Genomic DNA, 12017 nt, shown 5'->3' on the forward strand with positions numbered 1-12017 from the left:
GGTAAAACGGTTTCTCTTCTATTACTCAGGACGGCTAAGGCCTGGCGATGCGTTATTTATCGTCAGGTTTTCCCATGTAAATTATGTTTAAGAACCTAAAGATCTACACCGCAATTTCGCTGGTGATCGGCAGCTTTGCCTTCGCCCTGCTGGTGACCAGCGCTTACTCCATTTATAACAGCACTTCGAATAATAAAAACTTTAACCGTATTTTAGTCGCCGGTGAAAATAATATTCAGCTGCGCGATGCCGCTTACAATATTAACTCCGCCCTGGCCCGTATTAATGCGCTGATGCTGGAGCGTAACCTTGGGCACGTGGTGACGCCGGAGATGTTTGATAATACCCGGAACATTCTGAATATGGCGCGTAAAGAGATGCGTGAATTCATGTCCACGCCGTTTAACTCTCAGGAAGGAAAGGCGGCGGCGGAGAACGCCAGCGTTGCGTTTGAAAATCTTTATAAGATAACGGCCGCTAAACTGGATGCCTTCAATAACCCAGAGGCGGGTTTCCCGGGTATTGATGACGAACTGGCGCATCGCAAGTTAGTCAGGGAAAGCATTGAGGCGTTCTCCAGCGTCACAGGGAAAAACAACGGGCTGTTTGTGGAAGAGGCGGAGCGTGACTACCGTGCAATGATTGTGTTTGGCAGCGCGGTATTTATTTTAGGGCTGATGATGCTGTTTGCCGTGCGTTACTGGCTGCGACAGACGCTGGTGAAGCGACTGAACGAGACTACCGCCTCGCTAAAAACCATTGCCAATGGCGACCTTAGCCGCCCGGTGGCCGTGGGCGCGGAGAATGAAATTGGCGTGATGCTTAAAGAGCTGGAGCAGATGCGCGTTGCGCTGACCGCAACGGTATCCGGCATCAGCGGCGGGGTAATGACCATCCATAAAAACGCCCGTGAGATTTCCAGCGGGAATAGCGACCTCTCTTCCCGTACCGAGCAGCAGGCTTCGGCGCTGCAGGAAACGGCGGCCAGCATGGAAGAGATTAAAACTACGGTACGCCAAAACGCGGACAACGCCCACACCGCCCGCGGGCTGGCAGAAAGCGCCAGCACGAACGCCCGTGAAGGCGGCGAGCAGATGCAGTGCCTTGAGCAGATCATGCAGCAAATCACCGTGAGCTCGCATCTAATAGCCGAAATCAACGGCGTCATCGACAGTATTGCTAACCAAACGAATATCCTGGCGCTTAACGCCGCGGTGGAAGCCGCGCGTGCCGGGGAGCAGGGGCGTGGTTTTGCCGTGGTGGCAGAGGAAGTTCGTAGCCTGGCCAAGCGTAGCGCCGAGGCGGCAAAAGAGATTAATCAGCTTATCAATACCTGTGTTACCACGATGGAAAGCGGTTCCCGCCAGGTGCTGCAGACCAGCGCGGTAATGCACGGCATTGTCAGCTCGGTCTCTCAGGTGACCGAAATTATGGGCGAAATTGCCTCCGCTTCTGACGAGCAAAGCGCCGGGATTAATCAGATTTCCCAGGCCGTGAATGAAATGGATCTGGTTACGCAGCAGAACGCGGCGATGGTCGAAGAGGCGGCCGCGGCGGCGAGTGAACTGGAAAGACAGTCCGACGTGCTGGAAAATCTGGTGGCGAAGTTTGTGCTTGATGAGTCGGCAAAGATTGCTGCAAAGCCGGGCGTTGTCGGAAGAACGGCTCGCCACTGGGCGTCTGCAAAAGCCACCGCTGATAATGACGAGTGGCAGACTTTTTAATCGCCTGTATTACCGGTAATAATAGCGTTATTTATTGTCGTTAATAATATTAGTGAGAGCGATGAGGCCGCTGAAGTTATAGATTGCGCATTTTTTTAGCGGCTTATTGCACTATTTGAATAGCCATTTTGCTCGGATAATTCTGGTTGGTATTGTTGGCTGGAAGAGCATCGTGAGTGGTATTTATACTTCCGAAGGAATTGAGGATAAAACGGGTCTGTGGTCCAGGTATAAGTATATCGTGCGCCAGGAAGCGCTTCGCCTGCAAAAACGGTTGCCGGCAAGCGTTGAGCTTGATGATTTAATTCAGGCGGGCGCATTAGGATTTTTAAGTGCCATAGACCAGTTTGACCCCAAAAAAGGCGTGTCGTTAAGCGCGTGGATTAGCCAGCGAGTGCGCTGGGCGCTAATGGATGAATTACGTGAGCGCGACTGGGTGCCCAGACGAATTCGCACCCAGGCGCGTGAAATGGCCAGAGTGATTCATAAAATAGAGCAGGAGAAAAATGGTTCAGCGTCTGAGGCCGATATTGCTGAGCGCATGGATGTCTCGTTGAAAGAGTTTCAGCATTTACTGGCAGAAACCAACGTTAGCCAGATTTACTCTCTGGATGAGCTGCAGGAACAATATGCAGACGCCTATGAAAATATCGATGACAGTCATGAAAGGCTAAACCCACTGAATGATACGGTGCAGGAAAATCTGCTCGATAAAATCAGCGAACATGTGGCTTATATCCCTGAGCGTGAACAAAGGATCCTGCAACTCTACTATCAGCAGGATCTGAATATGAAAGAAATTGGTCTGGTGTTAGGTTTGACAGAAACACGCGTAAGCCAGTTACATAGCCTGGCAATAAAACGTCTGCGTGCGCGCATGGATGATGAATAAACTATGTTTTTAAAATGCTAATTTTGTTTTTGAAATTAACCTATAGAAAATAACAAAGGCAAATGTCTGAAACACCAGCAGAGTTAACATTATTTCTGCCGATTGCTTTAATATTAAATTATTGACATTTAAGAATATTTAACTTTCGTTAATATTGATTTTAATCAATGAGATAGGTGGTTTTTGTGCCGCAAGGGAAAGTCCGAGTGGTTGTGGCGTAAAAAACCTGTGGTTATGCTTTATGCACATTTTGATGCAGCTATTTTTTGGCATTGACGTCGGATGGTAAGGCGTTCTTTCTCAGCCCGTTAAAAGAGAGAGAAAGGTCGATATCAATCCCAAAAGTTCTCTGCATCGGCTTCATACATAATAATGTGATGAATGCGGTAACGCATCACCACATTCCTGATTTTGACTGATAAAATGAGAGAATCTTTATGTCAAATTTTGATGAGCATCTGCAAAGCATCCACGATATCAACCTGTCTTATCTATTACTGGCCCAGCAGCTTATTCGTAAGGATAAATTTTCCGCAGGTTTTCGCTTGGGGCTGTCGGAAGGGTCAATTGAGAACCTGAAGGATTTATCATTGCCGCAGTTAATGAAGTTGGCTTCGACCAACCAGTTAATTTGCCGTCTGCGGGTTGACGATGAAGTGGTTATTGAAAGCCTGACAAAAGATTCACGTATTGAAGCTCTGCAGCAAATTCATACCGGCATCATCCTGTCGACAAATTTACTCAATGCGCTGTGCGAGCAAAATACTGCCGCAGCGGGAGGGGCTTAATATGTGCGATAAAGATAAAAGCCTGTTGGAAGAAATTCACGAAGTTAATATTGCGATGGAGCTTATTAAGCTCGGCGCGCGTATGCAGGTATTAGAATCAGAAACGTCATTAAGCCGTCGTCGCCTGCTGCGTTTATATAAAGAGCTGCGTGGTTGCCCGCCACCAAAAGGTATGCTGCCCTTTTCCGAGGACTGGTTTATGTCCTGGGAACAGAATATTCATTCGTCAATGTTCTATAACACTTTTCTCTATTTAAAGAAGACGCAGCCGATGCGCACGATAGAGACAATGATGAAAGCCTACCGCTTGTATATGGAGCAATGTTATCCGCGCTCCAATGAAAAGCCGGTATTAGGATTAACACGCGCCTGGACGTTATTGCGTTTTATTGATTGCGGCATTGTTTCTCAGAAAACCTGCAACGTCTGTAAAGGCGGATTTGTCATCACCACCGAATACATCAAAAACCCGTTTACCTGCAGCCTGTGTAGCCCGCCTTCGCGCGCGTTTAAAAAATCCCAGGTCAGCAGCCAGGACTATTTTAACGCTTTCTCCCAGCAGCAGGAGGCGCTTGCCGCCTCTGCCTGATGGACCGGCATTGCCCACGAGATGGCACAACGCGACCCCGGCACTGACGCCGGGGTCGGTTATTGAGTAAAGAAGGAGTCAGTGTGTTAGTTATTATCGGCTATCTTGTGGTCATCGGAACCGTCTTTGGCGGCTTTGTTATTTCCGGCGGGAACCTTGCCTCGCTGTTTCAGCCGGTGGAGCTGTTGATTATCGGCGGTGCCGGCGTTGGGGCATTTATCGTCGGCAACAACGCAAAGTCCCTGAAGGCAACCGGTAAGGCGGTGGTCAGATTATTCATCGGCAGACGCTATAACAAAGCGGTGTACATGGATTTGATGGCGTTGCTTTTTCTGCTGCTGTCAAAAAGCCGCGTGAATGGCCTGATGTCGCTGGAAAAGGATATAGAAGACCCCGCAAGTAGCGACATTTTTTCCGCTTACCCACGCCTGCTTTCTGACCCGAGCCTGATCAACTTCGTTCTCGACTACTTCCGCTTAATGATAAGCGGCAGCATGAATGTGCATGAAATCGAAGCGCTGATGGACGAAGAGATTGAAACCTGTGAAGAAGAGCTGGAAGTCCCGGCCAACAGCCTCAATACCCTGGGCGATGCTTTTCCCGCGTTTGGTATTGTTGCGGCGGTGATGGGCGTTGTGAACGCCCTGGCCGCCGCCGATCGCCCTGCGGCGGAGCTGGGTATGCTGATTGCCCACGCAATGGTCGGCACCTTCCTCGGGATTTTAATTGCTTACGGCTTCGTGTTGCCGCTGGCCACGCTGCTGCGCCAGAAGAGCAGCGATCAGGTGAAAATTTTGCAGTGCATCAAGGTGACATTGCTCTCCAGCCTTAATGGCTATGCGCCGCAAATTGCCGTTGAATTTGGCCGTAAGACTATCTACAACAGCGAGCGCCCATCCTTTGACGAACTGGAAAATCACGTCCGTGAAGTGAAATCCAGTGCCAGCATCAAAAGCAGACAGGAAGCGGCGTAATGAAAGACGCGGCGCCAGTTATTATTTCGCGTAAGCGAAAGCGGAAAAAGCACGCCCATCACGGCGGGACGTGGAAGATTGCCTACGCGGACTTTATGACCGCGATGATGGCCTTCTTTCTGGTGATGTGGCTGCTGTCGACGTCCAGCGACATGAAGCGCGAAATGATTGCCGATTATTTCCGCATGCCGCTCAAACCCGCCCTAAGCCAGGGGAACAAAACAAGCCTTAGCGACAGCGTGATCCCGGGTGGTGGCGATGACGCTATGAAGCAGGACGGTGAAGTGTGGAAACGCCAGCTAAACCAGCTGGATAAGCACAAAAACATTCAGAGTCTGAAGCGGGCCAAAGAGCGGCTGGAGCAGATGATTGAAACCGATCCCCGGCTTAGCAATTTTAAATCGAACTTGCTGCTGACGTTAACGAACGACGGGTTGATGATCCAGATAACGGATAGCCAGGAGCGCCCGATGTTCAAGGTCGGCAGCGAGCTGCCGGAAGGGTATATGAACGGTATTCTGCAAGCGCTGGTGCCGCTGCTCAACGAATTACCTAACCCAATCAGCCTGACCGGGCACACCGATTCACTGCCCTATGCGGGCGGTAACCGCGGCTACAGCAACTGGGAACTTTCTGCCGGGCGTGCCAACGCAGCGCGTCGCGTGCTGGTAAAAGCCGGGTTGGACGACGAGCGCTTTCTGCGGGTCATCGGCACCGGCAGCCGTATGGGGCTTGCCAATATTACGCCGGATAATCCGATGAACCGCCGCATTAGTCTCCTGGTGCTGAGTAAGCCGAAAGAGCAGCAGATCCGTGATGAAAATACCGTTCTCCAGCGGCCGGATGTTCCGCTGCCGGAGGGAACCGAGGTAAGGGTTGTAGAGGAAGATAGCGATGGACGTGAATGATTTTTCCCAGGTGTTCTTTGCCGAGGCCGGGGAATTGCTTGAGGAAATGGAACAGCATCTGTTGGACCTCGATATCTCATCACCCGATCCGGAAGAGCTAAATGCCATTTTCCGTGCCGCACATTCTCTAAAAGGTGGGGCGGGCACGTTTGGATTTAGCGTGCTGCAAGAAACCACTCATCTGCTGGAAAACCTGCTGGATAACGCCCGCAATGGCGAAATGAAGCTGACCAGCGAGATGATCAACCTGTTCCTCGAAAGCAAAGACATTATGCAGCTGCAGCTGGCGGCCTACGAGGCCTCTGAGGAGCCGGATGAAGAGCGGTTTCGCTATATCAGCGCGGCGCTCAGGCAGATTGAACAGCCACAAGAGCTTGATCCGGTTGAGCAGTTAGCGAGGGCGATTGCGATTGCGCCGGTTCCCCAACTGCCTAAGCCTGTTGTCGCGAACCAAAAGCTCACCGTGCTGCTCCGGGACTTAAAGCCTGATGAACAGGCCCAAATGCGCGAAGAGCTGGGGAACCTGGGGGACATCATCCGCCATGAATCCTGTGCGGATGAACTTAAGGTGGAGCTTGAAAGTACCGTTTCCGCCGACGACATTATCGCGGTGCTGTGCTTTGTGCTGAATGAAGACCAGATAATTATTCGCCCGGCGGACGCAACGCCGGGCGTTCCTGACATGGTTGCCGCCGAGCCTGCTAAACCCCCTGTCGCCCCGACGTTACCTGCCGCGCCGAAAAAGGCCGCAGCGACGGAGTCCGGGAATATTCGCGTGGCGGTAGAGAAGGTTGACCAGATCATTAACCAGGTGGGCGAGCTTATCATCACTCAGGCGATGTTCTCCCAGCTGACCCGCCAGCTTGATCCCACCCAGTATGGCATGCTGTTAAGCAGCGTGGCCCAGCTTGAGCGTAACGCGCGCGAGCTGCAGGAATCGGTGATGTCTATCCGCATGATGCCGATGGATTACGTTTTCAGCCGCTTCCCTCGGCTGGTGCGGGATTTGGGCACGCGCCTGAATAAAGAGGTTGAGCTGACGCTTAAAGGTGGGTCGGCCGAGCTGGATAAGGGACTGATTGAACGCATTATTGACCCGCTGACACATTTGGTGCGCAACAGCCTTGACCACGGCATTGAGTCGAAGGAAGAGCGCGTAGCCAAAGGGAAAACGGCCAGGGGCAACCTGACGCTATCCGCCGAGCACCACGGCGGCAACATTATCATTGAGGTGACAGATGACGGCGCCGGCCTGAACCGGGAGAAACTGCTGGCTAAGGCTCGCTCACGCGGCTCGCAACTGAGCGATACCGCCAGCGATGATGAAGTGTGGATGCTTATTTTTGCCGCCGGTTTCTCCACCGCCGAGAACGTGACCGACGTCTCCGGGCGCGGGGTGGGTATGGACGTGGTGCGGCGAAATATTCTGGCGATGGGCGGCCATGTCGAAGTGCAGTCCGCCAAAGATTTGGGCACCACTATTCGTATTATTCTGCCGCTCACGCTCGCCATTCTCGACGGTATGTCGGTCAAAGTGGGGGATGAAATTTACGTGCTGCCACTGAACGTGGTGATGGAATCCCTGAAGCCTACGGATGAGATGCTGAACAGTTTTGCCGGAGAAAAGAAACTGCTGCAGGTGCGAGGTGAATACCTGCCGCTGATGCGGTTACGCGAGTCGTTTGATGTGGCGGGAGCCGCCGGTGAAGACGACGGCATCATCGTTATTGTCCAGAGCGCTGGCTGCCGCTACGCGCTATGGGTTGACCAACTCATTGGTCAGCATCAGGTGGTGGTGAAAAATCTCGAGCACAACTACTGCAAGGTTCCCGGCGTGTCGGCGGCCACGATTCTTGGTGACGGCAGCGTGGCGCTGATTCTTGACGTAGTGGCTCTGGCAACAATGAACAGTCGGTCACAAGAAACCTCTGGCCTGTTGGCAAGCGCATAAGGAAATAAACAATGACTTTACCTGCGATGATAAACCCTGGTACCGATGTTGCGGTCCAGGAGTACCTGATTTTCCGCCTCGGAGAGGAAGAGTACGGTATTGATATTCTTAAGGTTCAGGAGATTCGCGGCTGCGATCGCGTGACCCGCATCCCTAACGCGCCGGGCTTTATCACCGGGGTGACCAACCTGCGCGGCGTCATTGTGCCGATTATCGACCTGCGCGTGCGGTTTGCTTTCAGCCATCACGCGGGGGGGGATAACCCGGTGGTGATCGTGCTGAATCTAAAAGATCGCGTGGTGGGGATCGTCGTCGACGGCGTGGCCGACGTGCTGTCCCTGAGCGAAGATCAGATTAAACCAACGCCTGATGTCTCAGCCTCAATTGCGAGCCAGTATTTGCTGGGCATTGGCGTGCTGGAAAAACGAATGTTGATCCTGATGAATATCGAAAAACTGCTGAGCAGCGAAGAGATGGCAATGATGAACGCCCTGCCCGAGATCGCTGAAGCCTAAGTCCGTTTCGCCGTCAGCATGCCCGGCGTTTGCCCGGTCATGCTGCGGTAAAAGTAGATAAAGGCGCTGTCGCTTGAAAAGCCAAGATCGCCTGCAACGGCGGTGATCCTTGCATGGCTTGCCAGCATTTCAACGGCTTTCATCAAGCGCCACTGCTGCCGCCATTGCTGGTAGGAAAGGCCTGTTTCCCGACGGAAAATCCGGCCAATGGTGCGCTCACTGGCGCCGGTCACGGCGGCCAGTTCGTTAAGTAGCGGCGGCAGCGTGTCGCCTGTCAGGTGGCGCAGCCGTTTATCCTGCGGGAAGCGCAGCGTCATCGGCTCTGTTTTTGCGGCCTGCAGTTCTGCTACGCACAAGGCCGCCATGTGCATCGGCGCGCCCTGTTCCCAGTCTGTTTGCCACGGGCTTGCCGAGATGCTTTCCAGCAGTTCATTGAGCAACGGCGTAACGTTGAGTACCAGCGTCTCTCCAGGCAGCGTGGTGTAACGTTCCGTATCGAACCAGATTGAGCGGTAGGCGACGCTATTTTTCATTTCAGCACGGTGGCTCACGCCTCCCGGAAGCCAGGCGACTTTTCCCGGTGGCAGTAAAGAAAGCATCCGGCCTTCATCCAGCGTGAGCTTCACGCAGCCCTCCCGGGTAAACAGCAATTGCCCCATGCGGTGCAGATGCAGCCCGGAATCATGATTCCCAAGTTCGGCCTGCACGCCAATGACGCTGTTATCCAGCGTATCGGGATTAAATTCCGCATCCGCGCTTAGCCAGCTCATAATGTCCGATTTCCGCTATTAAATGACCTGATATTTATAATGGTGCATTTTATGCCCTCCTACAATAGCGCCTCTTTTTCAGGAGGACGGATGGTGAATACACATCGCGGTATGGCGCTATTGACGGCGTTACTGATGTTTCCCCAGATTGTGGAAACCCTTTATAGCCCGGCGCTGACCGATATCGCCCGGCATTTCTCTGTGACCGCCCAGGACGCGGGCTGGACGCTCTCGCTGTACTTTTTTGGCTTTGCCGCGGGGGTGCTGTTTTGGGGGCGAATCTGCGACCTATTAGGCCGCAAACCGGCGCTGCTGCTTGGACTGCTGTGCTACGCGGCAGGTGCGGTGGCTGCCTTGCTGACGTCGCATTTTATGCTGCTGTTGGCGGCTCGTATGCTGGCAGCCTTTGGCGCGGCCACCGGTTCGGTGGTGACCCAGACGGTGCTACGTGACCGTTTTAGCGGCGGTGAGCTGGCGAGAATTTTTTCTTTTATGGGCATCGCGCTGGCCGTTAGCCCGGCGCTGGGTCTCTGGCTGGGCGGGACGATCGTCTCCGCCGCGGGGTACACCGGCGTATTTTATGCGCTTACCGGGTTAGCGCTTGTTCTGCTGGCCTGGAGTGCGGGGCAGCTCGAAGAAACCCGATCGCAGCAGCACGCCCGGCAGGCTTTAAGCACGGTTGCTCAACGTATGCTGAAAGACCTAAAAATCTGGCGTGCGACCGGGCTGGTGGCGCTGTTTAATATCAGCCTCTTCAGCTACTACAGCCAGGCGCCGTTTCTGTTTCAGTCCTTAGAAGTAGGCCCTGCCGCTTTTGGCCTGACGGGTATTGTGCTGGCGCTGGGGTCTCTGACAGGGGCGCAGCTTAATCATGCCATGATGAAGCGGGGCCTGAGCGGCAGGATACTGCTGCGCGTGGCAAGCGTCATGGGACTGGCAGGAAGCGTGGGCGTTTGGTTGCTGATGCACAGCATCATGTTCCTGGCTCCGATGTTTATGGTAATGGTTGCATTCTCAATGGCTATCCCGGTTGTGCTCAGCACTGCGCTTAGCGCATATGCCGACTGCAGGGGAACGGCCGGGGCGCTGTTCGGCTTTGCTTATTATTTGCTGATAGGTGCGGGGCTGATGTTGTCCGGCTGGGGCCAGCAGCTGGGGATCTCGCTGGTGGCTTGCGCCGGGGGGATTATGCTCGTAGGGCGGGGCTATATTCGGGGTTAACGCCATTGACCGGGAAAGCCCCTCACCCCCAGCCCTCTACCCACGGTGGCGAGGGAGAAAACCTCTACGACAATCCCCGCCGAACGCACACCCCAAGGCTGAGGGGGAAATCGCTTGTTTTTGAGGTGAGGAGGCGCAGGTTTCTTCACGAGTGAACACGTTTTCCTCTTCAGGAGACTCCATCACGCGTTCTCTCTTTTTCCCTCAATGATAATTAACATTTACCCAGAATTCGCTTAATTTTCTCAACGTTTCCGCGAGAGCACATCGTTTAAACCCGCGTATTCTCTGGCCCGCCCGGCAGGAAAGGTGCGCTGGATCTCATTTCTATTTCTCGAAAAAAAGCAAACCTCAATATTGAGCGGTTGTTTTTAGGATTATTCTTGGGAATAATGATGGAAAAGTTCTGTTTCTTGAAAGCCACGCGCGGCCTGATGATGTGTGGTATTAAATATCAGTAATTAAATTGTTGCTATTTTGGCTCTGTGTACAATCCATTAATTCCATCACGGAATTATTTCACCTGGCACCTATTATGAGTTTGTTAACATGTCAGCAATTGAATTAAAGAACGCCCCCACGGAAGGTATACGTGCTTTCCCTCTGGTTCCTGAAACGAATCAGGAAATTGATTTGATCGATCTGCTGGGCACGTTATACGCAGCAAAAAAAACGATTATTATTTCCACGCTCTCTGCCGCATTGGCTGGGCTGGTATTTAGCTTCATGCTGCCTCAGAAGTGGTCAAGCCAGGCCGTTGTCACTCCACCGGAAGCGTCTCAACTGATTGAACTTCGTCGCGCAATGGTTGAACTGACCGTACTGGATGTTGCAACGAATGTTGACGCAGAACATGTTTATCTAAATTTCCTCAAAGATTTTGATTCTCAGGCGCTGCGTGAAGAATATTTGGCCAATTCTGACTATGTAAAACAGCTGGTTAGTGCTGAAAATGCGGATGATAAAGTAAAATTACACAGGGCTATTCAGGAAACCTCCGCGAAATTCAAAGCGGTGAATAATGCCGATCCAAAACTTGCAAATGCGACCTCCTGGTCTTCATGGTCTTTGAGCTTTACCGGGCCAAATGCTGAGGAATCCCGTGATGTGTTGGACGGCTATATCCGCTTTATTACTCAGCGAGTCAATCAGGACACCGTTCAGAATTTACGCTACGCGGTTGAATTAAAGCGTTCGGTGGAGAAAGATAAACTGCAGCTGGATAAGATAAATCTTGAAAACCAGCATAAAGTGAATATCCAACGTCTTGGGTACTCGCTGGAAGTGGCCAACGCTGCGGGAATTAAAAAACCGGTATACAGCAATGGTCAGGCTGTTAAAGATGATCCTGATTATTCGGTGGCACTGGGCGCTGACGGGCTCGCTGAAAAACTGAAGATCGAGTCTTCGCTTAAGGACGTGTCGGAATTAAACGCCAGCGTTCAAAATCGTGAGTACTATTTAACTAAGCTGGCGCAGGTTAAGGTTAATGATGTTGACTTTCAGCCCTTCCGCTATCAAATGACCCCTTCTTTGCCATTAAGAAAGGAAGGCCCGGGGAAATCTGCCATTATCGTTCTGACCGCCTTAGTTGGCCTGATGGGCGCCTGCGGCTTTGTACTGCTGCGTAATATCGTTTCTGGCAGAAAGCGAAAACTGGAAGTTGTTTAAACCTGATATGCTGC

Annotated in this window: 11 protein-coding genes; 10 read left to right on the plus strand and 1 reads right to left on the minus strand. The window is 52.4% G+C overall.

The features are described 5' to 3' along the window. The first annotated feature begins 83 nt into the window (after positions 1-83). The 8 genes from VGM55_RS15160 to VGM55_RS15195 all read left to right on the plus strand — a co-directional run bounded on the left by VGM55_RS15160 (position 84) and on the right by VGM55_RS15195 (position 8341). Positions 84-1724, plus strand: coding sequence for a methyl-accepting chemotaxis protein (locus VGM55_RS15160; RefSeq protein ID WP_331635926.1), 1641 nt, complete (start codon positions 84-86; stop codon positions 1722-1724). Between the two features lie 172 nt (positions 1725-1896). After that, complete coding sequence (gene fliA, locus VGM55_RS15165) at positions 1897-2616, plus strand: RNA polymerase sigma factor FliA (RefSeq protein ID WP_331635927.1); 720 nt, start codon at positions 1897-1899, stop codon at positions 2614-2616. A gap of 437 nt (positions 2617-3053) precedes the next feature. Further along, positions 3054-3404 carry a flagellar transcriptional regulator FlhD gene (gene flhD / locus VGM55_RS15170; RefSeq protein WP_331635929.1) on the plus strand — a complete coding sequence of 117 codons (351 nt, stop codon included), beginning with the start codon at positions 3054-3056 and terminating at the stop codon, positions 3402-3404. Position 3405: 1 nt separating this feature from the next. Beyond that, positions 3406-3993 carry a flagellar transcriptional regulator FlhC gene (gene flhC / locus VGM55_RS15175; protein WP_154188211.1) on the plus strand — a complete coding sequence of 196 codons (588 nt, stop codon included), beginning with the start codon at positions 3406-3408 and terminating at the stop codon, positions 3991-3993. A gap of 83 nt (positions 3994-4076) precedes the next feature. Next, a complete protein-coding gene (gene motA, locus VGM55_RS15180) occupies positions 4077-4967 on the plus strand; it encodes a flagellar motor stator protein MotA (protein ID WP_331635930.1) in 891 nt (296 codons plus the stop codon). Beyond that, complete coding sequence (gene motB, locus VGM55_RS15185) at positions 4967-5875, plus strand: flagellar motor protein MotB (protein ID WP_154188213.1); 909 nt, start codon at positions 4967-4969, stop codon at positions 5873-5875. The genes motA and motB overlap by 1 nt, the downstream gene beginning before the upstream one ends. Further along, the gene (cheA, locus tag VGM55_RS15190; RefSeq protein WP_154188214.1) at positions 5862-7826 is read left to right on the plus strand and encodes a chemotaxis protein CheA; all 1965 of its coding nucleotides are present in this window, start codon (positions 5862-5864) and stop codon (positions 7824-7826) included. The genes motB and cheA overlap by 14 nt, the downstream gene beginning before the upstream one ends. An 11-nt stretch (positions 7827-7837) precedes the next feature. Next, complete coding sequence (locus VGM55_RS15195) at positions 7838-8341, plus strand: chemotaxis protein CheW (protein WP_154188215.1); 504 nt, start codon at positions 7838-7840, stop codon at positions 8339-8341. On the opposite strand, the gene VGM55_RS15200 is transcribed toward VGM55_RS15195, so the two are convergent. After that, complete coding sequence (locus tag VGM55_RS15200; RefSeq protein ID WP_154188216.1) at positions 8338-9111, minus strand: AraC family transcriptional regulator; 774 nt, start codon at positions 9109-9111, stop codon at positions 8338-8340. The two genes, VGM55_RS15195 and VGM55_RS15200, sit on opposite strands and share 4 nt — an antisense overlap. A 90-nt stretch (positions 9112-9201) precedes the next feature. Between VGM55_RS15200 and VGM55_RS15205 the strand changes: the two genes are divergently transcribed. Further along, positions 9202-10332 carry an MFS transporter gene (locus tag VGM55_RS15205; protein WP_154188217.1) on the plus strand — a complete coding sequence of 377 codons (1131 nt, stop codon included), beginning with the start codon at positions 9202-9204 and terminating at the stop codon, positions 10330-10332. Between the two features lie 549 nt (positions 10333-10881). Beyond that, on the plus strand, positions 10882-12003 hold the full coding sequence (gene wzz(fepE) / locus VGM55_RS15210) for an LPS O-antigen length regulator Wzz(fepE) (protein WP_331635931.1): 1122 nt from the start codon (positions 10882-10884) through the stop codon (positions 12001-12003). Positions 12004-12017 lie beyond the last annotated feature (14 nt).

Origin of the sequence: Cedecea sp. (genome assembly GCF_036500665.1) — a bacterium.
Classification (GTDB): Bacteria; Pseudomonadota; Gammaproteobacteria; order Enterobacterales; family Enterobacteriaceae; genus Cedecea.

Excerpts from the sequence above, each read along its gene's own strand:
- motB (WP_154188213.1), top strand. The coding sequence starts at position 4,967 with ATGAAAGACGCGGCGCCAGTTATTATTTCGCGTAAGCGAAAGCGGAAA.
- VGM55_RS15195 (WP_154188215.1), top strand. The coding sequence starts at position 7,838 with ATGACTTTACCTGCGATGATAAACCCTGGTACCGATGTTGCGGTCCAG.
- VGM55_RS15160 (WP_331635926.1), top strand. The coding sequence starts at position 84 with ATGTTTAAGAACCTAAAGATCTACACCGCAATTTCGCTGGTGATCGGC.
- cheA (WP_154188214.1), top strand. The coding sequence starts at position 5,862 with ATGGACGTGAATGATTTTTCCCAGGTGTTCTTTGCCGAGGCCGGGGAA.
- flhD (WP_331635929.1), top strand. The coding sequence starts at position 3,054 with ATGTCAAATTTTGATGAGCATCTGCAAAGCATCCACGATATCAACCTG.
- VGM55_RS15200 (WP_154188216.1), bottom strand. The coding sequence starts at position 9,111 with ATGAGCTGGCTAAGCGCGGATGCGGAATTTAATCCCGATACGCTGGAT.
- flhC (WP_154188211.1), top strand. The coding sequence starts at position 3,406 with ATGTGCGATAAAGATAAAAGCCTGTTGGAAGAAATTCACGAAGTTAAT.
- VGM55_RS15205 (WP_154188217.1), top strand. The coding sequence starts at position 9,202 with ATGGTGAATACACATCGCGGTATGGCGCTATTGACGGCGTTACTGATG.